Annotated in this window: 21 protein-coding genes; 8 read left to right on the top strand and 13 right to left on the bottom strand. The window is 72.6% G+C overall.

Going from position 1 to position 21048, the window contains the following annotated elements; genetic code table 11:
• Nucleotides 1-27 precede the first annotated feature (27 nt).
• Entirely contained in the window at nt 28-762 is a 735-nt protein-coding gene (locus ACZDWJ_RS13435) for a hypothetical protein (RefSeq protein WP_463521472.1), read from the top strand.
• On the opposite strand, the gene ACZDWJ_RS13430 is transcribed toward ACZDWJ_RS13435, so the two are convergent.
• Together ACZDWJ_RS13430 and ACZDWJ_RS13425 are read right to left on the bottom strand one after the other, a co-directional pair.
• Nucleotides 740-2092: a class II fumarate hydratase gene (locus ACZDWJ_RS13430; RefSeq protein ID WP_463521534.1), complete on the bottom strand. Its 1353-nt coding sequence runs from the start codon at nt 2090-2092 to the stop codon at nt 740-742. The two genes, ACZDWJ_RS13435 and ACZDWJ_RS13430, sit on opposite strands and share 23 nt — an antisense overlap.
• Before the next feature lie 59 nt (nt 2093-2151).
• Nucleotides 2152-2823 (bottom strand): spermine/spermidine synthase domain-containing protein, encoded by a 672-nt coding sequence (locus ACZDWJ_RS13425; protein WP_463521471.1) that lies wholly within the window; start codon nt 2821-2823, stop codon nt 2152-2154.
• Between the two features lie 78 nt (nt 2824-2901).
• Between ACZDWJ_RS13425 and ACZDWJ_RS13420 the strand changes: the two genes are divergently transcribed.
• The gene (locus ACZDWJ_RS13420) at nt 2902-3339 is read left to right on the top strand and encodes a hypothetical protein (protein WP_463521470.1); all 438 of its coding nucleotides are present in this window, start codon (nt 2902-2904) and stop codon (nt 3337-3339) included.
• 27 nt (nt 3340-3366) lie between these two features.
• On the opposite strand, the gene ACZDWJ_RS13415 is transcribed toward ACZDWJ_RS13420, so the two are convergent.
• A complete protein-coding gene (locus ACZDWJ_RS13415; RefSeq protein WP_463521469.1) occupies nt 3367-5064 on the bottom strand; it encodes a fumarate hydratase in 1698 nt (565 codons plus the stop codon).
• Nucleotides 5065-5125: 61 nt separating this feature from the next.
• Entirely contained in the window at nt 5126-6142 is a 1017-nt protein-coding gene (locus ACZDWJ_RS13410; protein ID WP_463521468.1) for a LacI family DNA-binding transcriptional regulator, read from the bottom strand.
• A gap of 53 nt (nt 6143-6195) precedes the next feature.
• Between ACZDWJ_RS13410 and ACZDWJ_RS13405 the strand changes: the two genes are divergently transcribed.
• Nucleotides 6196-7569, top strand: coding sequence for a GH1 family beta-glucosidase (locus ACZDWJ_RS13405; RefSeq protein WP_463521467.1), 1374 nt, complete (start codon nt 6196-6198; stop codon nt 7567-7569).
• A 60-nt stretch (nt 7570-7629) separates the two neighbouring features.
• Here the strand turns inward: ACZDWJ_RS13405 and ACZDWJ_RS13400 are convergent, their stop codons facing one another.
• The 3 genes from ACZDWJ_RS13400 to ACZDWJ_RS13390 all read right to left on the bottom strand — a co-directional run bounded on the left by ACZDWJ_RS13400 (nt 7630) and on the right by ACZDWJ_RS13390 (nt 11029).
• On the bottom strand, nt 7630-8592 hold the full coding sequence (locus ACZDWJ_RS13400) for a carbohydrate ABC transporter permease (protein WP_463521466.1): 963 nt from the start codon (nt 8590-8592) through the stop codon (nt 7630-7632).
• On the bottom strand, nt 8589-9551 hold the full coding sequence (locus ACZDWJ_RS13395) for a carbohydrate ABC transporter permease (protein WP_463521465.1): 963 nt from the start codon (nt 9549-9551) through the stop codon (nt 8589-8591). Before ACZDWJ_RS13395 ends, ACZDWJ_RS13400 begins: the two co-directional genes overlap by 4 nt.
• A 101-nt stretch (nt 9552-9652) precedes the next feature.
• Entirely contained in the window at nt 9653-11029 is a 1377-nt protein-coding gene (locus tag ACZDWJ_RS13390; RefSeq protein ID WP_463521464.1) for an ABC transporter substrate-binding protein, read from the bottom strand.
• Nucleotides 11030-11402: 373 nt separating this feature from the next.
• Between ACZDWJ_RS13390 and ACZDWJ_RS13385 the strand changes: the two genes are divergently transcribed.
• Nucleotides 11403-12482, top strand: a complete 1080-nt coding sequence (locus ACZDWJ_RS13385) for an ABC transporter ATP-binding protein (RefSeq protein ID WP_463521532.1) — start codon at nt 11403-11405, stop codon at nt 12480-12482.
• Between the two features lie 43 nt (nt 12483-12525).
• On the opposite strand, the gene ACZDWJ_RS13380 is transcribed toward ACZDWJ_RS13385, so the two are convergent.
• Nucleotides 12526-13455: an alpha/beta fold hydrolase gene (locus ACZDWJ_RS13380; protein ID WP_463521463.1), complete on the bottom strand. Its 930-nt coding sequence runs from the start codon at nt 13453-13455 to the stop codon at nt 12526-12528.
• 95 nt (nt 13456-13550) lie between these two features.
• Between ACZDWJ_RS13380 and ACZDWJ_RS13375 the strand changes: the two genes are divergently transcribed.
• Nucleotides 13551-14423, top strand: a complete 873-nt coding sequence (locus tag ACZDWJ_RS13375) for an alpha/beta hydrolase (protein WP_463521462.1) — start codon at nt 13551-13553, stop codon at nt 14421-14423.
• On the opposite strand, the gene glpX is transcribed toward ACZDWJ_RS13375, so the two are convergent.
• Complete coding sequence (gene glpX / locus ACZDWJ_RS13370) at nt 14388-15416, bottom strand: class II fructose-bisphosphatase (RefSeq protein ID WP_463521461.1); 1029 nt, start codon at nt 15414-15416, stop codon at nt 14388-14390. The two genes, ACZDWJ_RS13375 and glpX, sit on opposite strands and share 36 nt — an antisense overlap.
• Nucleotides 15417-15516: 100 nt before the next feature.
• Between glpX and ACZDWJ_RS13365 the strand changes: the two genes are divergently transcribed.
• A complete protein-coding gene (locus tag ACZDWJ_RS13365; RefSeq protein WP_463521460.1) occupies nt 15517-16182 on the top strand; it encodes a DNA-3-methyladenine glycosylase I in 666 nt (221 codons plus the stop codon).
• On the opposite strand, the gene ACZDWJ_RS13360 is transcribed toward ACZDWJ_RS13365, so the two are convergent.
• Nucleotides 16151-17473 (bottom strand): SLC13 family permease, encoded by a 1323-nt coding sequence (locus tag ACZDWJ_RS13360; RefSeq protein ID WP_463521459.1) that lies wholly within the window; start codon nt 17471-17473, stop codon nt 16151-16153. The genes ACZDWJ_RS13365 and ACZDWJ_RS13360 overlap by 32 nt on opposite strands.
• A gap of 61 nt (nt 17474-17534) precedes the next feature.
• On the opposite strand from ACZDWJ_RS13360, the gene ACZDWJ_RS13355 reads away from it, so the two are divergent.
• Nucleotides 17535-18095 carry a DUF4245 family protein gene (locus tag ACZDWJ_RS13355; RefSeq protein WP_463521458.1) on the top strand — a complete coding sequence of 187 codons (561 nt, stop codon included), beginning with the start codon at nt 17535-17537 and terminating at the stop codon, nt 18093-18095.
• 15 nt (nt 18096-18110) lie between these two features.
• Here the strand turns inward: ACZDWJ_RS13355 and ACZDWJ_RS13350 are convergent, their stop codons facing one another.
• A complete protein-coding gene (locus ACZDWJ_RS13350) occupies nt 18111-18353 on the bottom strand; it encodes an exodeoxyribonuclease VII small subunit (RefSeq protein WP_463521457.1) in 243 nt (80 codons plus the stop codon).
• Nucleotides 18346-19581 carry an exodeoxyribonuclease VII large subunit gene (xseA, locus tag ACZDWJ_RS13345; protein WP_463521456.1) on the bottom strand — a complete coding sequence of 412 codons (1236 nt, stop codon included), beginning with the start codon at nt 19579-19581 and terminating at the stop codon, nt 18346-18348. Before xseA ends, ACZDWJ_RS13350 begins: the two co-directional genes overlap by 8 nt.
• Nucleotides 19582-19647: 66 nt before the next feature.
• Between xseA and ACZDWJ_RS13340 the strand changes: the two genes are divergently transcribed.
• The gene (locus tag ACZDWJ_RS13340; protein ID WP_463521455.1) at nt 19648-20658 is read left to right on the top strand and encodes a 4-hydroxy-3-methylbut-2-enyl diphosphate reductase; all 1011 of its coding nucleotides are present in this window, start codon (nt 19648-19650) and stop codon (nt 20656-20658) included.
• On the opposite strand, the gene ACZDWJ_RS13335 is transcribed toward ACZDWJ_RS13340, so the two are convergent.
• A complete protein-coding gene (locus ACZDWJ_RS13335; RefSeq protein WP_463521530.1) occupies nt 20627-21043 on the bottom strand; it encodes a GtrA family protein in 417 nt (138 codons plus the stop codon). The two genes, ACZDWJ_RS13340 and ACZDWJ_RS13335, sit on opposite strands and share 32 nt — an antisense overlap.
• Nucleotides 21044-21048: the final 5 nt, after the last annotated feature.

Raw genomic sequence — 21048 nt, 5'->3', positions numbered from 1 at the left:
CGGCGTCCCTCGTCGGAAGGTGCGGCCATGTCGCGTCCCCGTGTGCCCGTGCGGCTGACCCTGGCGGCGCTCCTCTCCGCCGTCGCCCTGATCGGCGCTCCCGCCGCCTCGGCGGAGGAGCCGACCACGCCGCCCCTGACCTGCGTCGTGCAGGGGAGCGAGGGTCCCGGCGACGTCTTGAGCGCCGAGCCTGCCGAGGGGCCTGCTGACGAGCCCACCGACGAGCCCACCGACGTGCCCACCGCCGGCGCCTGCGTCTGCCCGGACCCGTCCGGGGGCATGATCGACGAGCCCTCCGACGACCCGACGGGGACGGCGACCGACGAGCCGACGGACGACCCGACGGAGACGGCGACCGACGAGCCCACCGACGTCGCGACGGACGAGCCGACGGACGAGCCGACCGACGTCGCGACGGACGAGCCGACGGACGAGCCGACCGACGAGCCGACCGACGAGCCGACCGACGAGCCGACCGACGACCCGGCCTCGCCGGGCCCGCTGCCCTGCCCGATGGCCGACGGCGGCGTCGGGACGGCGGGAGGCGGCTCCGGGCCGGTCGCGAGCCCCGGCGTGGCCGCGGAGAGCGGTGAGGGCGACGTCGGCGACGTCGCCGACGCGTCGGCTGGGCGCCGCCTCCCTGAGGTCGGGGGTCCGAGCGGACCGCTGACGCTCCTGGCCGGCCTGTCGATCGCGGTGGGCGCGGTCGGCGTCGTCGGCGCGCGGGTCGGGGCCCGCGTCAGGGGTGGGTCATCGAGGTGACGTCGAGGGCGGCGTCGAGGTCGGCGAGGCTGATCTCGCCGCGGTCGACGTAGCCGAGCGCCAGCACGGTCTCGCGGATCGTGGCGCCGTCGGCCAGGGCCTTCTTCGCGATGCCGGCCGCGGCCTCGTAGCCGAGAAACCGGTTGAGCGGCGTGACGATCGAGGGCGAGGACTCCGCGTAGGCGCGCATCCGCTCGACGTTCGCGGTGATGCCGTCGATGCAGCGGTGCGCCAGCAGCGGCGCCACGGCGCCGAGGAGCCGCACCGACTCCAGCACGTTGCGGGCGATCACGGGCATCGCGACGTTGAGCTCGAAGCTGCCCGACGCGCCGGCCAGGGTGACCGCGGCGTCGTTGCCGACGACCTGGGCGCACACCATGAGCGTGGCCTCCGGGAGCACCGGGTTCACCTTGCCCGGCATGATGCTCGAGCCCGGCTGCAGATCGGGCAGGTGGATCTCGGCCAGGCCGGTCGTCGGGCCCGACGACATCCAGCGCAGGTCGTTGCAGATCTTGGTGAGCCCGACGGCGATCGTGCGCAGCACGCCGGAGAGCTCGACGAGGGAGTCGCGGGTGCCCTGGGCCTCGAAGTGGTCGCGGGCCTCGGTGAAGGGCTGGCCGGTGGCCTCGCCGATCGCGGCGATCACCGCCGCCGAGAACCCCGGCGGGGTGTTGATGCCGGTGCCGACGGCCGTGCCGCCCAGCGGCAGCTCGCGGACGCGGGGGAGCACGGCGTCGAGGCGCTCGACGGCGTAGCGCACGGTGGCGGCGTACCCGCCCATCTCCTGGCCGAGGGTGACCGGCGTGGCGTCCATGAGGTGGGTGCGCCCGGACTTCACGACGTCGGCGAACTCCGCGGCCTTCGCCTCCAGCGACGCCGCGAGCTCGCGCAGCGCCGGCTGCAGGTGCTCGACGACGGCGGTGGCCGCGGCCACGTGGATGGCGGTGGGGAAGGTGTCGTTGCTCGACTGGCTGGCGTTGACGTGGTCGTTGGGGTGCACCTCGACGCCGGCCCGGCCGGCGAGAGTGGCGATCACCTCGTTGGCGTTCATGTTCGAGCTGGTGCCCGAGCCGGTCTGGAAGACGTCGATCGGGAAGGCGTCGTCGTGCTCGCCGCGGGCGACCGCCCGGGCGGCGTCGGCGATGGCGGCGGCCTGCGCGGGGTCGAGCACGCCGAGGGAGGCGTTGACGTCGGCGGCCGCGGCCTTGACCTGGCCGATGGCGTGGATCAGCGCGGGCTCCAGCGGGGTGCCGCTGATCGGGAAGTTCTCGACCGCCCGCTGGGTCTGCGCCCGCCACAGCGCGTCGCGGGGGACCCGCACCTCCCCCATGCTGTCGTGCTCGATCCGGTGCTGCTGGTCGGAGGTGGCGGGGTCTGCGGGGTCGGTGCTCACGCTCCCGACGCTACTCGCGCGACGTAGAGCCAGTAGGTCTCCTTCCGGGTGCCCAGGAGCACGTCGTAGCCGAGCTCCTCGACGGCCCCGAAGGCCTCTTCGACGGTCGCCGCCAGCGCCGCCGTCCGGGCCGCCGACCAGATGGCGACGACGCCGCCGGCGCGCACCGCGGGCCGCAGCCGCTGCAGGAACGGGGCGCCGTAGAGCGCGGCGTTGGCGTCGTGCACGAGGTGGTCGGGGCCGTTGTCGACGTCGAGCAGGACGAGGTCGTAGGACGCCGGTGCGGCGGCGTCGAGGGCCCGGGTGACGTCGTCGACGACCACCCGCACCCGCGGCTGCGCCAGCAGCGCGCGTCCGTGCTCGACCACGCCGTCGCGCAGCCAGGCCACCAGGTCGGGCTCGATCTCGACGACGGTGCACCGCTCGACGCGTGCGTCCTCCAGCACCGCGGCCAGCGTGAAGCCCAGCCCCAGCCCGCCGGCGAGCACCTCCCGCGGCTCGACGCACAGGCCCAGCGCCAGCGAGGCCAGCGCCCGCTCGGTGGAGGTCTCGACGGTGTCCATCACGAACACCCCGTTGGCCCGCAGCTCCAGCGCGCCGTCCTCGCGGCGGCTCAGCACCAGCTCGCCGCGCTCGGTGTCGGCGCGGGCGATCTCGACGGGCGGCATGGCGCAGAACCTAGCCGAGCCGCGCCGTCGCGGCGTCTACGCTGGCGCTGCTCCCTCCACCCGACCGAAGGCAGACCCATGGCCCGCATCCGCACCGCCCGCCTCGCACCGCTCGCCGCCGCGGCGACCCTCGTCGCCCTCGTGCCGCTCGGCGCGGCCGACGCCGCCGTCGTCTACTCGCCCTACAGCACCAGCGCGTACGGCGTGAAGGCCCGCATCGCCCCGCCGACCACCAGCCAGCCGCGGGTCTACGTGCAGTTCCGCCGCTCGGCCGGCGACGAGGCCGCCAACACCGGCGACCGCCAGGTGCGCCTGCGCTACAAGGTCGGCGCCGGCGCCACCAAGACCACCGCGGTCGACACGCTCGCCAAGGGCGGCTCGGCCACCTACCGCACGACGTCGGTCGCCTGCGGCGGCACCGTGCGCATCACGCTGCAGGCGCGCGCCCGCGCCACGTCCAGCGACGCCTGGTCGGCGTGGACCGAGCGCTCGGCCACCCTCAAGCGCAGCTGCTGAGGGCTCGCCAGCCGCGCTCGGCGGGGCTCACTCCGCCGAGCGCACCCGCAGGCCCGAGATCGGCACCGTCACGGTGCCCGACGGGTCGGTGAAGAAGTCCTCGCCCTTGTCGTCGACGACGATGAAGGCGGGGAAGTCCTCGACCTCGATGCGCCACACGGCCTCCATGCCGAGCTCGGGGTACTCGATGACCTCCTGGCTCTTGATGCAGTCCTGGGCCAGGCGGGCGGCGGGGCCGCCGATCGAGCCGAGGTAGAAGCCGCCGTGCGCGGCGCACGCCTCGGTGACCTGCTTGGAGCGGTTGCCCTTGGCGAGCATCACCATGGAGCCGCCCGCGGCCTGGAACTGCGCGACGTAGGAGTCCATGCGGCCGGCCGTCGTCGGGCCGAAGGAGCCCGACGCCATGCCCTCGGGCGTCTTGGCCGGGCCGGCGTAGTAGACCGGGTGGTTCTTGAGGTAGTCGGGCATCGGCTCGCCGGCGTCGAGGCGCTCCTTGATCTTGGCGTGCGCGATGTCGCGGGCCACGACCAGCGGGCCGGTCAGCGAGAGGCGGGTCTTGACGGGGTACTGGCTCAGCTGGGCGAGGATCTCGCTCATCGGCCGGTTGAGGTCGACCTGCACGACCTCGCCGCCGGCGATGTCCTCGGCGACGCCGGCGTCGGGCATGTACTGCGCGGGGTCCATCTCGAGCTGCTCGAGGAAGACGCCCTCGGGCGTGATCTTGCCCAGCGCCTGGCGGTCGGCCGAGCACGACACCGCGATGGCCACGGGGCAGGAGGCGCCGTGACGCGGCAGACGCACGACGCGGACGTCGTGGCAGAAGTACTTGCCGCCGAACTGCGCGCCGATGCCGAAGGACTGGGTGAGCTCGAAGACCTGCTCCTCCAGCTCGAGGTCGCGGAAGCCGTGGGCGCTCATCGAGCCCTCGGTGGGCAGCGCGTCGAGGTAGTGCGCCGAGGCGTACTTGGCGGTCTTGAGCGCGAACTCCGCGCTGGTGCCGCCGATGACGATCGCCAGGTGGTACGGCGGGCAGGCCGCGGTGCCGAGCGAGCGGATCTTCTCGTCGAGGAACTGCAGGAGGCGCTCGGGGTTGAGCACCGCCTTGGTCTCCTGGAAGAGGAAGGACTTGTTGGCCGAGCCGCCGCCCTTGGCCATGAAGAGGAACTTGTACTCCGGCTTCCCGGAGGTCTGCGGGGTGGAGTAGAGCTCGATCTGCGCCGGCAGGTTGGTGCCGGTGTTCTTCTCCTCGTACGTGGTGAGCGGCGCGAGCTGGGAGTAGCGCAGGTTCAGCCTGGTGTAGGCGTCGTACACGCCGCGGCTGATCCACTCGCCGTCGTCGACGCCGGTGAGCACGCCCTCGGACTTCTTGCCCATGACGATCGCGGTGCCGGTGTCCTGGCACATCGGCAGCACGCCGCCGGCGGAGATGTTGACGTTCTTGAGGAGGTCGAGCGCGACGAAGCGGTCGTTGCCCGACGCCTCGGGGTCGTCGATGATCCGGCGCAGCTGCGCGAGGTGCGCGGGCCGCAGGAAGTGGCTGATGTCGTGCATCGCCTCGGCGGTGAGCCGCTGGATCGCCTCGGGCGCCACCTTGAGGAAGGTCTGGCCGTCGACCTCGACGGTGGAGACGCCCTCGGTGGTGATCAGCCGGTACGGCGTCTCGTCGGTGCCGGTGGGCAGGAGGTCGGAGTAGCGGAACTCGGGGCCGGACGTCGCACTGGTCACGAGCCCTCATGCTACGGCCGCCGACGGGGACGGCGCGCGCCAGTCCGGCGTCGGTCCGGCGTCAGCCCGGCGGCGGGCCGGTGGAGGCGCGGCGCACGAGGGTGAACTCGACCATGTGCCCGGTCTCCTCGAGGATCTCCCCGGCCAGCAGCCGCAGCGTCATCTCCCCGGCGATGCGCGCCTGGGTGCTGGCGTGCTGGTCGACGGTGGTGATGTCGAAGACCTCGGCGAGCGGGTTGCCGTCGACGGCGATGAGGGAGAGGTCCTCCGGCACCCGCAGCCCGCGGCGGATCGCCTCGCGGTAGGCGCTGACGGCGATGTCGTCGGAGTAGCAGAAGACGGCCGTCGGCGGGTCGGGCCGGTCGAGCAGGCGGGCGATGCCGCGGGCGCCGGCGTGCACGCCGTAGGCCTCGGTGACCAGCATCGGCTCGCCGAGGCCGTGCTCCTCGAGCTTGTCGGTGTAGCCCTGGCAGCGGTGCAGGTCGCTGGTCCAGCGGGCGCCGTCGGTGTCGCTGGTGCGGATCATGCCGATGCGCGTGTGGCCGAGGTCGATGAGGTGCTGCACCGCGGTGCGGGCGATGGCGACGTCGTCGACCTCGACGAAGGGGTAGTCGCGCAGCCGGGCGCCGGCGACGACGACCTCCACCCCGATGAGGTCGAGGCGGTCCTCCTCCTCGGCCTCCAGCGGCAGGGAGACCAGGACGACGGCGTCGACCTTGCGGCGCGTGGGCAGGTCGCGGAAGAACCGGCTGCGCTGCTCGCGGCCGTCGACCTGGTAGACCAGCACGTCGCGGTCGCCGCCGCGCACCGCGGTCTCGATGCTGGCCATCATCGTGGAGGAGAACCACGAGTCGAGCTTCGGCACGACCACCGCGACGCGGCCCGTCGCCCCGCCGGAGAGGCTCGAGGCCGCGGGGGAGACGACGTAGGCCAGCTCGTCGGCGGCGGCCAGCACCTTGTCGCGGGTGCGCGGGCTGACGCCCGGGACGCCGCGCAGGGCGCGCGAGACGGTGGCGATCGAGACGCCGGCGCGCCGCGCGACGTCCTCCATGTTCACCTCGGGGAGCACAGGTCTCATCGTCCTGCTCATGCGGCCGCCGTCCCCGTCGTCCCAGGCCCTAGGTTGGTGACATGGGTCACCCACTGCAGCCAGGCCGACTCTCGCTCGGCACCGCGTCCGCGTCCTTCCAGATCGAGGGCGCCACCGATCGCGACGGTCGGGGCGAGTCGATCTGGGACACCTTCTGCCGTCGTCCCGGAGCCGTGCGCGACGGCGGTGACGGCACCCGGGCGTGCGAGTCCTACGACCGTCTCGACGACGACGTCGCGCTCGTCGCGGGCCTCGGCGTCGAGTGGTACCGCTTCTCCATCGCCTGGCCGCGCATCGTGCCCGCGGGCACCGGACGCGTCGAGCCGCGCGGGCTCGACTACTACGACCGGCTCGTCGACGCGCTGCTCGCGCGCGGCATCACGCCCACGGCGACGCTCTACCACTGGGACCTGCCCCAGCCCCTCGAGGACGCCGGCGGCTGGCTGCGGCGCGAGACCGCGGAGGCCTTCGCCTCCTACGGCGCGATCGTGCACGAGCGGCTCGGCGACCGCGTCGGCCTGTGGGCCTCGCACAACGAGCCGTGGTGCGCGGCCTACCTCGGCTACGCCGCGGGCGTGCATGCGCCGGGTCGTCGCGAGGGCGGGGACGCCCACCGGGCCGCCCACCACCTGATGCTCGGCCACGGCCTGCTGCGCCAGGCGCTCGGCGACGTCGAGGGCCTGGGCATCGTGTGCAACCTCGCGCCGATCTGGCCCGAGGGGGAGGAGTCGCGCGAGATCGCCGACCGGGTCGACGCGATCCGCAACCGGGTGTGGCTCGACCCGCTCGTCGACGGCGCCTACGACGACGTCCTGCTCGACGTCGCGCCCGTGCTGGCCGACCCCGAGGTCGTCCGCGACGGCGACCTGGCGCTGATCCAGGGCTCGGCGGACTGGCTGGGCATCAACTACTACACGCCCGTGCGTCCGGCCGTGCCCGCCGGCGGACCGGCCCACACCGAGGGCGAGGCCTACCCCGGCGCGGGTGCCCTGGACCTCGTCGTCCGCGAGCCGCGCACCGACATCGGCTGGGAGATCGACGCCACCGGCCTGGAGGAGCTGCTCGTCGAGACCCATCGACGCACCGGCCTGCCGATCGTCGTCACCGAGAACGGCGCGGCCTGCGCCGACACCGCGATCGACGCGGACGGCGTCGTCGACGACCAGGACCGCATCGACTACCTGCGCGACCACCTCGCCGCCACGCACCGCGCGATCGAGGCCGGCGCCGACGTGCGCGGCTACTTCGTCTGGACGCTGATGGACAACTTCGAGTGGGCCGAGGGCTACACCAAGACCTTCGGCCTGGTGCGGGTGGATCGTGACCATGCGGATCTGCCGCGAGTGCCGAAGGCGTCCTACCACTGGGTGGCGGCGCTGACGGCGGAGGGCGGCTCCTCCTCTCCGGACGCGTGACGGGATGACCGGCACCGGCCCGTCCCTGGAGGGACGGGCCGGTGAAGAGGGGCGGGCTGCTCAGCCCTTGACGCTGCCCGCGAGCAGGCCGCGGACGAAGTACCGCTGGAGGCTGAGGAAGACGATCAGCGGGATGACCAGCGAGACGAACGCGCCCGCCGAGAGCACCTGCCAGTCCTCGCCGCGGGTTCCGGCCAGCGAGCCCAGCCAGTAGGTGAGCGGCGCGATCTCGGAGCGGCCGCCGGCGAAGACCAGCGCCACGAGCAGGTCGTTCCAGACCCAGAGGAACTGGAAGATGCCGAACGCCGCGATGGCCGGCGTCATGAGCGGCAGCATGATCTTGGTGAAGATCTGCACGTGGCCGGCGCCGTCGACGCGGGCCGACTCGACGAGCTCACCGGGGATCTCGCGCATGAAGTTGTGCATGAGGAAGATCGCCAGCGGCAGCGCGAAGATCGTGTGCGAGAGCCAGATCGTGTAGAAGCCACCGCCCGGGGCGGTCGGACCCGCCAGGGGCTGCAGGTTGAACGGCGGCTGCACGTACAGGCGCAGCAGCGGGATGAGCGTCACCTGGATCGGCACGATCTGCAGCGCGAAGACGGCGACGAAGAGCGTGTCGCGGCCCTTGAAGTCCATCCACGCGAACGCGTACGCCGCGAGCACGGCCAGGGTGATCGGGATGATCACCGACGGCAGCGTGATGACGATGGTGTTGACCAGGTAGCGCGGCAGGTCGGTGTCGGAGTCGGTGAAGATCGTGCGGTAGTTCTCCAGCGAGAAGCTGGGGTCCTTGAAGATGTTCCACCAGCCGTTGCCCTTGACGTCGGCCTCGGGCCGGAAGCTGGAGACCAGCAGGCCGAAGGTCGGGATCGTCCAGAGGATGGCGATGACGATGGCGCCCGCGGACGCGAGCCGCGAGCTCAGGCCGCTGCGGGCCGCGCTGGACGCCGACCGGGCCGGGGCGGTGGAGGGGTCCGGCAGCGGAGCGGCTCCCGGCGTGACGGCGGGGGTGCTGGTGCTCATCGGGCCTCCAGGCGGCGCATCTGGCGGATGTTGTAGATGACGATCGGGCTGACGAGCACGAAGATCAGCGTCGCCAGGGCCGCGCCGAGCGCGGGGTTCAGGGTGCGGAAGGACTGCACGTAGAACTCGTAGGCGAGCACCTTGGTGCCGAACTGGCCGCCGGTGGCGCTGCGGACGATGTCGAAGACCTTGAGCGTGCTGATGCTGATGGTGGTGAGCACGACGATCAGCGAGGGCCGGATGCTCGGCACCGTGATGTGCCGGAAGAGCTGCAGGCCCGTGACGCCGTCGAGGCGGGCGGCCTCGATGATGTCCTCGGGGATCGCCTTGATGGAGGCCGAGAGGATCGTCATCGCGAAGCCGGCCTGCACCCAGATGAGGATGACGATGAGGAACAGGGTGTTCCAGGGCGCGTTGAACAGGAAGTTGTAGGTGTCCAGGTGGACCGCCTTGAGGATCCCGTTGAGGACGCCGATCTGGTCGTTGTCGGTCTCGCGGTAGGCGTAGACGAACTTCCAGATGATCGAGGCGCCGACCAGCGAGATCGCCATCGGCAGGAAGATCAGGGCCTTGGCGAACCGCTCGAAGCGCATCCGGTCGACGAGCACGGCGTAGACGAGGCCGACGGCGGTGGACACGGTGGGCACGAGGATGACCCACAGCGCGGTGTTGCGCAGGATCTGCAGCTGGTCGGAGCTGGTGAAGATCGTCTGGTAGTTCGCGAAGCCGACCCAGGCCGTGCTCGCGCTGTTGCGGAAGGACAGGTAGACGGTCTTCGCGGCCGGGTAGAGCAGGCCGATGGCGATCAGGATCAGGCTGGGGGCGAGGAACGCCGCCGCCTGCACGCGCTCGCCGGCCCGCGAGCGCAGGCGCTGGGTGAGCAGCAGGATCACTGCCATCACGGCGAAGAACAGCACGATGGCGATCGCCATCTGGATGAGCTTCTCACTCGTGGTCATGGGCCACCTCTCGGGGGACGGGGAGCCGACGCGAGGTGCCGGCCGGGTCGGAGGACCCGACCGGCACCTCGGGATCGGAGCTGGGCGTCAGACGCGGTGCGTCAGGACGGCCAGGAGGCCTCGATCTTCTTCAGCGCGTCGCTGGTGGACTCACCGGAGATCCAGTTCGTCATCTCGCTCCAGAAGGTGCCGGCGCCGACGGCGGCGGGCATCTGGTCGGAGCCGTCGAAGCGGAAGACCGACTCCTTGTCCTGCAGGATCTGCGCGGAGAGCTGGTCGATCGGCGTCTTGAGGTTCGCGACGTCGAGGCCGGTGTTGGCGCTCACCCAGCCGCCGTCCGGGGTGGCCTTGGCCTTCTCGTTGGCCCACACGTCGGAGGACAGGTAGGTCTGGAAGGCCTGCACCTCGGGACGGTCGGCGAAGGCCGCGGTGAACTCGCCACCGCCGAGCACGGGCTTGCCGAACTGGTCGTTGGTGGTCGGCAGGTAGAAGGCGAAGACGTCGCCGTCCTCGGCGATCTTGGTGCCCTTGGGCCACTGGGCGGCGTAGAACGACGCCTGGCGGTGCATCGCGCACTTGCCCTTGAGGATCGGCGTGCCGCCCTCCTGGAAGGAGGTGGTGGCGATGGAGGCGACGTCGCCGAAGCCGCCGTTGACGTACTTCGAGTTCTTCAGGATGCCGCCGACGCGGTCGAGGGCCTCCTGGACCTTCGGGTCGTCGAAGGAGATCTTGTGCTCGACCCAGTCGTTGTAGACGTCGGGGCCGGCGTCGCGCAGCAGGGCGTCCTCGAGCCAGTCGGTGACGACCCAGCCGGTGGCCTCGCCGGACTCGATGCCCGCGCACCACGGCTTCATGCCGCTGGCGGCGATCTTGTCGCTGAGGGCGGTCATGTCGTCCCAGGTCTGCGGCACCTCCCAGCCGTTCTTCTTGAACATGGTGGGGGAGTACCAGACGAACGACTTCACGTTCGCGCCGAGCGGGGCGGCGTAGAGCTTGCCGTCGACGGTGCCGTAGGAGCGCCAGTCCTCGCCGAACCACTTGTCGACGTTGTCGGAGACCGGCTTGGGGGCCTCCTTGACGTAGCCCGCGTTCACCAGCGACTTGAGCAGGCCGGGCTGCGGGATGAAGGCGATGTCGGGCAGGTTGCCGGCCTGTGCGCGGACCTGGAGCTGGGCCTCGAACTCCTGCGAGCCCTCGTAGTCGACCTTCGCGCCGGTGCAGTCCTCGAAGACCTTGTAGGAGTTCTTCTGGGCCGTGGCCTCGGGCTCGACGATCGAGGTGTAGACGCTGACCTTCTTGCCGGTCAGGTCGCCGAACTGCTCCAGCTGCGAGCACTCGGCCTTGCCGGCGCCCGGCGCGGTGCCGCTGGCCTTGTTGGTGCCGCCGTCGCTGCTGTCGGCGCAGCCGGCCAGGCCGAGGCCGGCCACGGCGATCGCCGCGACGCCGGCCGCGAACCGGCGGGACGTGGAGGTGGTCATCCGCTTTCCTCTCTGATGTGCCGGGCCCGTGGGGTGCTCGGGGGAGGTCTCGGGTCTCCCGTCGAGGTGCATCGCAGTCGAGTCGATGCGGGCCGACGTGACGTGGGTCACGGCATATGAAAACGTTTACAACAAGGTCCGTCAAGGGGTTCCGCGAACTTCGTGATCCGGTCGAGACCGACGCGCCGCCGTCGTTGACGCAGGCGTCCGCGGCGACCTAGGGTCCGGGTCTCGTGTGACCTGCGTCATCTCCCGGGGCGGCCCGTCGGGCTCCTCGCGGCGGCGCCGATCGCGCGACGTCGGGCCGTCGGCCCGGCGCGTTCCTCACATTCGGATCGTCGGCACGTTCCTGCCGGTGAAGGAGAGTCAGAAGATGGTCAACGTACGCTTCGAGAAGGCGCAGCGCTGGTACCCCGGCGCCGACGCCCCCGCCGTCCCGGGCATCGACCTGGAGATCGAGGACGGGGAGTTCATGGTGCTGGTCGGGCCCTCGGGCTGCGGCAAGTCCACGACCCTGCGGATGCTCGCGGGCCTGGAGGAGGTGAACTCGGGCCGGATCATGATCGGCGACCGGGACATCACCAGCCTCCCGCCCAAGGACCGCGACATCGCGATGGTCTTCCAGAACTACGCGCTCTACCCGCACATGAGCGTCGCGGAGAACATGGGCTTCGCGCTGAAGATGGCCAAGGTGCCGGCCGCCGACCGCGAGAAGCGCGTCAGGGAGGCCGCCGAGATCCTCGGTCTCACCGAGTACCTCGAGCGCAAGCCGAAGGCCCTCTCCGGCGGTCAGCGCCAGCGCGTCGCCATGGGTCGCGCGATCGTGCGTCAGCCGCAGGTGTTCTGCATGGACGAGCCGCTGTCGAACCTCGACGCCAAGATGCGCGTGCAGACCCGCACCGACATCGCCAAGCTGCAGGCCGACCTCGGCATCACCACCGTCTACGTCACCCACGACCAGGTCGAGGCGATGACGATGGGCGACCGCGTCGCGGTCATGAAGCTCGGCGTGCTCCAGCAGGTCGACACCCCGCTGCGGCTCTACGACAAGCCCGCCAACCTGTTCGTCGCCGGCTTCATCGGCTCCCCGCAGATGAACCTGCTCGAGGCGGTCGCCGCCGACGGCAAGGCCCGCGTCGGCGGCTACGAGGTGCCGGTCGACCCCGCCGCCGCGCAGCGGATGACCGGACGGATCACCGTCGGCGTGCGTCCGGAGGCCTGGCGCCTGGTCAGCCCCGGCGAGGGCCTGCCGATCACCGTCACGGTCGTCGAGGAGCTCGGCGCCGACGGCTTCGTCTACGGCACCTGTGACGTCGAGGGCACCCCCTCGAACGTCATCGTGCGCATCAACGCCCGCGACTCGATCCACAAGGGCGACGTCATCCACGTCACCACCGACCCGAAGAACGTCCACGTCTTCGACACCGACACCGGCGAGCGGCTCTCGGACTGACGCCGAGCCGGTCGCGTCACCTGCGTCAGGGGGTGGGCTGCGGCTAGGACGCGGCGCGATCGCCCGCGCGATCGCCCGCGCGGTCGGCGGTGCGGCGGATCGCGTCGATGATCCGCGGCCACAGCTCCTCGGGGGTGTCGTGGCCCATGCCGCCGATCAGCATCAGCTCCGAGCCGGGGACGGCTGCGGCGGTGGCGCGGCCACCGGAGACGTGCACCATCTTGTCAGCCATGCCGTGGACGACGGTGGTGGGCACCGTGAGCGTGCGCAGCGCCTTGGTGCGGTCGGGCTGGGTGAGCACCGCCAGCATCTGACGCAGGACGCCGCTGGCGCTGACGCCGCGGCGGTAGGTCTCGCTCGCGCGGTCGCGCAGCGCCTCCTCGGGGGAGGGGTAGCCGGGCGAGCCGATCAGGCGCCAGACCTTGAGCGAGTTGGCGACGTAGCCCTCCTCGCCGGGGCCCGGGCTGCCCAGGAGCACCGGGATGAGCGAGGGGCTCTGCCAGCCGACGGTGCGGCGTCCGGTGGTGGACATGATCGAGGTGAGCGAGCGCACCCGCTCGGGGCGGGCCAGCGCCATCGTCTGCACGATCATGCCGCCCATGGAGATGCCGGCGACGTGCGCCGAGGCGAGGCCGAGGTGGTCGAGCAGGCCGAAGGCGTCCTCGGCGAGGTCGGCCATGGAGTACGGCGCGGCCACCGGGAGGCCCAGGAAGGCCCGGACGACGCTGGTGCGGCCCACCCGCTGCTTGATCCGCGAGGAGCGTCCGGTGTCGCGGTTGTCGTAGCGGATGACGAAGAAGCCACGCTCGGCGAGCTGCTCGCAGAACGCCTGCGGCCACCAGGTCATGGGGCCGCCGAGCCCCATGACGAGCAGCAGCGGCTCGTCGTCGGGGTCGCCGAAGGTCTGGTAGCAGAGCTCGAGGGTGGGGTCGAGCGGAGCGAGGAGCTCCTCGGAGGGGGTCGTGCGGGCCATGCCTCCAGTGAACCGCATGGACCAGCGGAGCGTTCGTTCGGTTCCTTTCGGGTGATCTGCGCCACGAACGGTTCACCTGGCCGTAACGTTGAACCGTGAACGACACCATGGGCGCCTTCCTGCTCCCCGAGGGCTACCGCCGACCCGCCGCCGTCGCGATGCTCCGCGAGGGCCACGTGGTGGGCGACGCCGGGCGGAGCGTGGTCCACTCGCTGGCCGAGCGCCGCGGCCGCCGTCAGCGCCCCTACGTCTCGGCGGGCGCGACCCGCGCCAACGAGCCGGTGCTCCTCGTCCCCGGCTTCTTCGCCGGCGACTACACCCTGCGCACCCTCGCGGCGACGCTGCGCGGCCAGGGCTTCCGCACCTACCGAGCCCAGATCCTCGCCAACGTCGGCTGCACCCTCACCCAGGCCGCCCTGCTGGAGTCGCGCCTCGAGCGCATCGTCGAGCGTCGCGAGCAGAAGGTGCAGATCGTCGGCCACAGCCTCGGCGGCATGCTCGCCCGCGGCATCGCGGTGCGACGTCCCGACCTCGTGTCCGGCATCGTCACGATGGGCAGCCCGATGATGGCGCCCGGCGCCCACCACCGCGCCCTCACCGCGGGCGCCGCAGCGCTGGTCGCGCTCAACCGCGTCGGCGTCCCCGGCCTGATGAGCTCGGAGTGCGTCGGCGGCGAGTGCGCCCGTCAGTCCTTCGAGGAGAGCCGTCAGCCCGTGCCCGCCGGCGTCGACTTCACCGCCCTGTGGTCGCGGCGCGACGGCATCGTCCTGCCCCAGGCGTGCATCGACCCGCAGGCCGAGGCCGTCGAGGTGCGGGCCTCGCACCTCGGGATGGCCGTCGACCCGCGGGTCGCGCGGGAGGTCTCCGGAGCCCTGCTCCGCCACCAGGCGCGCCGGACCGCGCTGGCGGCCGGCATCGCCTCCGGCGAGGTCTCAGCTCTCGAAGTCGACCGCGGAGTAGGCGCGTAGCTTGCCCAGGCTGTGCTCGGAGGTGATCGTGCGGATCGTCCCCGAGCGCGAGCGCATCACCAGCGACTGGGTGGTGGCGCCGCCGGCGGAGTAGCGCACGCCGCGCAGCAGCTCGCCGTCGGTGATGCCGGTGGCGACGAAGAAGCAGTCGTCACCGGTGACGAGGTCGTCGGTGGTGAGGATGGCCTCGGGGGAGAGGTCGTGGCCGGCGTCGAGCGCCTTCTGCCGCTCCGCGTCGTCCTGGGGCCACAGGCGACCCTGGATGACGCCGCCGAGCGACTTCATCGCGCAGGCGGTGATGATGCCCTCCGGCGTGCCGCCGATGCCGAGCAGCAGGTCGACGCCGGTGTCCTGGCGGGCGGCCATGATGGCGCCGGCGACGTCGCCGTCGCTGATGAACTTGATCATCGCGCCGGTGGCGCGGATCTCCTCGGCCAGCTGCTCGTGGCGCGGCCGGTCGAGGAGGACGACCTTCACGTCGGCCGGGCGCTTGCCCTTGGCCTTGGCCACCTGGGCGATGTTCTCGGCCACCGGGTAGCGGATGTCGACGACGTCGGCGGCCTCGGGGCCGGTGACCAGCTTCTCCATGTAGAACACCGCGCTGGGGTCGTACATCGTGCCGCGCGGCGCCACCGCGAGCACCGAGACCGCGTTGGTCATGCCCTTGGCGGTGAGCGTGGTGCCGTCGATCGGGTCGACCGCGACGTCGCACTCCGGGCCGGTGCCGTCGCCGACGACCTCGCCGTTGTAGAGCATCGGGGCGTTGTCCTTCTCGCCCTCGCCGATGACGACGACGCCCTGCATGCCGATGGTGGAGATCAGCACGCGCATGGCGTTGACGGCCACGCCGTCGGCGCCGTTCTTGTCGCCGCGCCCGACCCAGCGGCCGGCGGCCATGGCCGCCGCCTCGGTGACCCGCACCAGCTCGAGGGCCAGGTTGCGGTCCGGGGCCTGGGGGTCGACGGAGAGGTCAGCGGTCTGAGGCGGCGTCATGGCCGAAGGGTACCGGCCGGGGACGGCGTCGAGATGACGTCGCACGGACGCGGGACGGACGTCACGCCGAGGAGTCGGTGACGCCTGGTAGACGTCGGAGGTGACCTCCTCGCCCCCCGACTCGCCCGCCGACTCGCCCGCCGCCCTGCCCGGTCCCGACGGCCTGCCCCGCTGCCCGTGGGGCGTCGCGGTGCCCGGCTGGCCGGAGTACCAGCGCTATCACGACGAGGAGTGGGGCTTCCCGGTCACCGACGAGCGTCGGCTCTTCGAGAAGCTCTGCCTCGAGGGCTTCCAGTCCGGCCTGGCCTGGCGCACGATCCTCGCCAAGCGCGACGCCTTCCGCGCCGCGTTCGCCGGGTTCGACCCCGAGATCGTGGCCGGCTTCGGCGAGCCCGACGTCCAGCGCCTGCTGGCCGACGCCGGCATCGTGCGTCACCGCGGCAAGATCGAGGCCGCCATCCACAACGCCGCGCGGCTGCTCGAGCTGCGCGAGGAGACCTCGCTCGCGGCGTACGTGTGGTCCTTCGAGCCCGGGCCCGACGAGGTCGACCCGCCCCAGACGGTCACCACGTCGCCGGCCTCGGTGGCCCTCTCCCGCGACCTCAAGCGGCGCGGCTGGCGCTTCGTCGGGCCCACCACGGCCTTCGCGTTCCTGGAGTCGATGGGCGTGATCGACGACCACGTCGAGGGCTGCGTCGTCCGCGCCGAGGTGGAGGCCGCGCGGGCGGCGCTGGTCAGGCCAGGCCGCTCGTCGCCCACAGCGTGACGACCGCCAGCACCACCACCACGGGCGTCGCCGGCAGCGAGCGCCGATGGAACTCGCGCAGCGTCGTGTGGGCCGCGGTGCCGGTGAGCGTGCGGCGCCACAGCAGGTTGGCCAGCGAGCCGGTGTAGGTGAGACCGGCGCCGGCGTCGAGGCCGATCAGCGCGGCCAGCACCGCGAGCGGGCCCAGCGGCGCCACGAGGGGGACGACGAGCAGCGTCGCGCTCAGGTTGGTCACCAGGTTCGCGACGAGGGTGGCCACCGCGGCGATGCCCAGCAGCACCCCGAGCCCGGACGCCGAGCCGAGGTCGACGGTGGGGTGCGCGCCACCCACGACCGTCCGCACGAGGTCGCGCAGCAGGTCGCCGAGGGCGGAGTCGGCGACGCCGGCCACCACCACGCCGAGGCCGAGCACGTAGAGGGCGAAGGACGGCGCGGCCGCGCGTGCCGCCTCGGGCGCGGAGAGCAGGCCCTGCGGCAGCGCCCAGGCCAGCAGGACGATCGCGGCCACGGCGGCGATCCAGCCCGGCTCGACGCCGAGCGTGGAGCCGATCGCGAACCCGGCGAGCATCGCCACGACGACGACCACCGGCGTCCACGGCACCCGCGCCGGCGACGCGCCGGTCGGCTCGACCCGCCCGACCGGCTCGACGGGCGCCCGCAGCTCCGAGCGCAGCAGCACCCGCGTCAGCAGCCACTCGGCGAGCACGACCACCACCAGCGTCGGCGCCATCGCCCGGGCGAACGCCCCGAAGCCGAGGTCGAGGTCGGGCATGGCCAGCAGATTGGTCAGGTTCGCCACCGGCAGCAGCAGCGAGGCGGAGTTCGCCAGCCGCAGGCACACCCACGCACCGGGCGCCGGGGAGAGGCCGCGGGCGGCGGCGACGGCGATGACCACCGGGGTGAGGAGGACGACGGTGGCGTCGAGGCTCAGCACGGTGGTGACGACGGTGGCGATGACGACGACGGCCAGCAGCAGGCGTCCGGGGGAGGATCCGGCGAGGCGTCCGGCCAGGCCGGCGGCCGCGGTGAACAGCCCCGCCCGGCCGCACACGTCGGCGACCACCAGCACCGCGGCGAGGAAGACCACCACCGGCGCGAGCCGCTCCAGCGCGTCGCGGGCGTCGGCCCACGGCACGGCCCCGACGAGCAGCACCGCTCCGCCGGTCAGCACCGCCGCGGCCGCCTCCGTGAGCGGACGCGGGTGGCGCCAGGCGGTCATCAGGAGCACCAGCAGCGCCACGACCGCGACCCCCTGCGCCAGGGGACTCGGAGCGGCGGCGGCGGCGATCACCGGAGGATCATGCCGCGACCTGGGACGAACCTCCTCACCGCTCCTCTGTGAGGATGGGGGTGTGAGTGAGAAGCCGGGCCGCTACAACCGCTCCACGGGCGGTCTGATCGGATCGATGATCGTGCTGGTCGCCCTCGTGGGCGCGTTCGTGCTCTTCCGGGGCACCTTCCGCGACACCCCGACGTACGAGCCGGCCAACCTCGACTACCAGAAGGTCGTCGACGAGGCCGCCGCCGGCGGCGTCAGCCTCGTCGCCCCGCGGACGCTGCCGCAGGGCTGGCGCACGTCGTCGGTGACCTTCACCCCGGGCGACCGCTGGACGTGGGCGATGGCGATGCTCACCGACCAGGGCCGCTTCGTCGGGGTCTACGAGGAGGACGACGACGCCGTCGACCTGCTCGGAGAGCTCATCGACGAGAACCCGACCCAGGGCGACCCGCTCGACGTCCAGGGCTCGGTGGCGCCCACCTGGAACTCCTGGACGGGCTCGGGGGGCGACCACGCGTTCACCGCCGAGGTCGGCAGCGACGACACGCGTCGCACGGTCGTCGTCTACGGCTCGGCGCCGGTGGAGGACCTCCAGTCGATCGTGGAGTCGCTCCAGGCCGGCGAGACCAGCTGATCCTCGCGTGATCGGTCAGCCGTCGGACTCCAGCACGGCGTCGAGCCGCTGCCGGGCGCCGTCGAGCCACTCCTGACACCAGGTGGCCAGCTGCTCGCCGCGCTCCCACAGCGCCAGCGACTCCTCCAGCGTGGAGCCGCCGGTCTCGAGCCGGCGCACGACGTCGACGAGCTCCTCGCGCGCCGCCTCGTAGCTGGCGGGGCGGTCGGCGGGCTCGGCGGACGCGGCGGTCTTGGCGGCCGCCTTCTTCTCAGGCATCGGTCTCCTCGGCGGCGGTGACGGCGGTGACGGTGAGCGCCACGCGGCCGTCGGCCACCCGCGCGCTCAGGGACTGGTCGGGGGCGAGCCCGGCGACGGAGGCGACGACGTGGCCCTCGGCGTCCTGCAGCACGGCGTAGCCGCGGCGCAGGGTCTCCAGCGGCGAGAGGGCGCGGGCCCGGGCTCGCTGGTGGTCGACGTCGTCGGCGGCGCGGTCGAGGCGGTGCCCCAGGCTGCGCCGCGCCCGCTCGCGCAGCGCGGCGAGCTCGTCGACGCGACCCTCGACCAGCGAGCGGGGATCGGCGAGGGCCGGGCGGCTGCGCACCGACTCCAGCCGCGACTCCTCGCGCTCGATCAGCGCGGCCAGCATGCCGCGCAGCCGCTCGCGGGCGGCCGCGACCCCACGGACCTCGTCGGCGACGTCGGGCACGACGAGCCGGCCGGCGTCGGTGGGGGTGGAGGCGCGGACGTCGGCGACGAGGTCGAGCAGCGGGGAGTCCGGCTCGTGCCCGATCGCGGAGACCACCGGCGTCCGCAGCGCGTGGACGGCCCGCAGCAGGCCCTCGTCGGAGAAGGGCAGGAGGTCCTCGACGGCGCCGCCGCCGCGGGCCACGACGATGACGTCGACCTCCGGGTGGCGTTCGAGGCGCTCGAGCGCCTCGATGACCTCGCCCGCGCAGCGCGGACCCTGCATGGCGGCGTACGCGGTCTCGAACGCGACCGCCGGCCAGCGGCGTCGGGCGTTCTCGACGACGTCGCGCTCGGCAGCGCTGTTCGGCGCGGTGACCAGCCCGACGCGGCGCGGCAGGAACGGCGGGCGACGCTTGAGCTCGGCGGCGAAGAGGCCCTCGGCCGCCAGCAGCTGACGCCGCCGCTCGAGCTGGGCGAGCAGCTCGCCGAGCCCCACCATCCGGATCTCGCGGGCCTGCAGCGAGAGGGTGCCGCGGTTGGCGTAGTAGGACGGCTTCGCGTGGACCACGACGCTCGCGCCCTCGACCAGGGGCGGGTTGAGGGAGTCGATGTAGACCCGCTGCGCCGTCACCGGCACCGAGATGTCGGCGAGGGTGTCGCGCAGGGTGAGGAAGACCGTGGCCATGCCCGGGCGCCGGTTGAGCTGCGCCACCTGGCCCTCGACCCACACGGCGCCGAGACGGTCGACCCAGCCCGCGATCGCCGTCGCGATCTGGCGCACCGGCGCCGGCGCGGTCGGCGAGGTCTCCAGGGCCATGGGCGCGACCCTAGCGCTGAGTCCCGACACAGGAGCGCCCACAGGTCGCCGACTACGATGGCGACCATGAGCACCGGAATCGGCATGCCGCCCGTCCTGAGCCCCGAGGAGGCCGAGAAGGCCGTCCTGCTGGCGGCCCCGCGCGGCTACTGCGCCGGCGTCGACCGCGCGGTCGTCACCGTCGAGACCGCGCTCGAGCTCTACGGCGCACCGGTCTACGTGCGCAAGCAGATCGTCCACAACAAGCACGTCGTCTCCGACCTCGAGTCGCGCGGCGCGATCTTCGTCGAGGAGCTCGCCGAGGTGCCCGAGGGCGCCACCGTGGTCTTCTCCGCCCACGGCGTCTCGCCCGAGGTGCACCGCCAGGCCGAGGAGCGGGCGCTGAAGACCATCGACGCCACCTGCCCGCTGGTCACGAAGGTGCACCACGAGGCCAAGCGCTTCGCCGCCGACGACTACGACATCCTGCTCATCGGCCACGAGGGCCACGAGGAGGTCGAGGGCACCGCCGGCGAGGCCCCCGAGCACATCCAGCTCGTGCAGAGCCCCGCCGACGTGCCGAACATCGTCGTCCGCGACCCCGAGCGGGTGGCCTGGCTCTCCCAGACCACGCTGTCGGTCGACGAGACCCTCGAGACCGTCGCCGCGATCCGCGAGCGCTTCCCCGCGCTGCTCGACCCGCCCAGCGACGACATCTGCTACGCCACCCAGAACCGCCAGCTCGCGGTCAAGGAGATCTCCCCGGGCACCGACCTCGTCATCGTCGTCGGCTCGGGCAACTCCTCGAACTCCGTGCGGCTGGTCGAGGTGGCCCTCGAGGCCGGCGCCGCCGCCTCCTACCGCGTCGACGACGCCTCGGAGATCCAGGAGGAGTGGCTCGAGGGCGTGCGCACCGTCAGCGTCACCTCCGGCGCGAGCGTCCCCGAGGCGCTGGTGCAGGGCGTCCTGGAGTACCTCCGCGAGCGCGGCTACCCCGACGCCACGGCCGTGCACAGCGCCGAGGAGTCGCTGATCTTCGCGCTCCCCAAGGAGCTGCGCCGCGACCTCAAGCTCGCGCGTCAGTCGGCCGGGGAGTAGTCCCCGCGGGCTGCGCGCCGGCCTCGACCTGCGGAGTGCGCGGCCAGACGACGTGGCGGTAGGCCACGAAGTTCACCACCAGGCACACGCCGATCGCGGCGAGCTTGGCCACGAGCAGCACGTCCACGACCCGCAGCGCGGCCTCGATCACCAGCGGCTGCAGCAGCCACATGGTGGTGCCGGTCGTCGCGAGGAACAGGCCGGCCTGACGCAGGGTCAGCCGGCCGGCGCGGAAGGTCACCAGGCCGTTGGCCACGAAGCTGAGCGTCATGCCGGCGCTGGTCGAGACGAGGTTGGCCAGCACCAGACCGAGCAGGTCGTGCAGGGCCAGGAACAGGCCGACGTCGAGGGCGGTGTTCGCGACGCCGACGGCCGCGAACCGCAGCGGCG

This window comes from Nocardioides sp. B129/18 (assembly GCF_055282735.1).
The sequence above is the reverse complement of the archived record's forward strand: the minus strand, read 5'-3'. Positions and strand labels throughout refer to the sequence as shown.

Coding starts and splice junctions, on each gene's coding strand:
- ACZDWJ_RS13435 (WP_463521472.1), top strand. CDS start 28: ATGTCGCGTCCCCGTGTGCCCGTGCGGCTGACCCTGGCGGCGCTCCTC.
- ACZDWJ_RS13430 (WP_463521534.1), bottom strand. CDS start 2,092: ATGGGGGAGGTGCGGGTCCCCCGCGACGCGCTGTGGCGGGCGCAGACC.
- ACZDWJ_RS13425 (WP_463521471.1), bottom strand. CDS start 2,823: ATGCCGCCCGTCGAGATCGCCCGCGCCGACACCGAGCGCGGCGAGCTG.
- ACZDWJ_RS13420 (WP_463521470.1), top strand. CDS start 2,902: ATGGCCCGCATCCGCACCGCCCGCCTCGCACCGCTCGCCGCCGCGGCG.
- ACZDWJ_RS13410 (WP_463521468.1), bottom strand. CDS start 6,142: ATGAGACCTGTGCTCCCCGAGGTGAACATGGAGGACGTCGCGCGGCGC.
- ACZDWJ_RS13405 (WP_463521467.1), top strand. CDS start 6,196: ATGGGTCACCCACTGCAGCCAGGCCGACTCTCGCTCGGCACCGCGTCC.
- ACZDWJ_RS13400 (WP_463521466.1), bottom strand. CDS start 8,592: ATGAGCACCAGCACCCCCGCCGTCACGCCGGGAGCCGCTCCGCTGCCG.
- ACZDWJ_RS13395 (WP_463521465.1), bottom strand. CDS start 9,551: ATGACCACGAGTGAGAAGCTCATCCAGATGGCGATCGCCATCGTGCTG.
- ACZDWJ_RS13390 (WP_463521464.1), bottom strand. CDS start 11,029: ATGACCACCTCCACGTCCCGCCGGTTCGCGGCCGGCGTCGCGGCGATC.
- ACZDWJ_RS13385 (WP_463521532.1), top strand. CDS start 11,403: ATGGTCAACGTACGCTTCGAGAAGGCGCAGCGCTGGTACCCCGGCGCC.
- ACZDWJ_RS13380 (WP_463521463.1), bottom strand. CDS start 13,455: ATGGCCCGCACGACCCCCTCCGAGGAGCTCCTCGCTCCGCTCGACCCC.
- glpX (WP_463521461.1), bottom strand. CDS start 15,416: ATGACGCCGCCTCAGACCGCTGACCTCTCCGTCGACCCCCAGGCCCCG.
- ACZDWJ_RS13350 (WP_463521457.1), bottom strand. CDS start 18,353: ATGCCTGAGAAGAAGGCGGCCGCCAAGACCGCCGCGTCCGCCGAGCCC.
- xseA (WP_463521456.1), bottom strand. CDS start 19,581: ATGGCCCTGGAGACCTCGCCGACCGCGCCGGCGCCGGTGCGCCAGATC.
- ACZDWJ_RS13340 (WP_463521455.1), top strand. CDS start 19,648: ATGAGCACCGGAATCGGCATGCCGCCCGTCCTGAGCCCCGAGGAGGCC.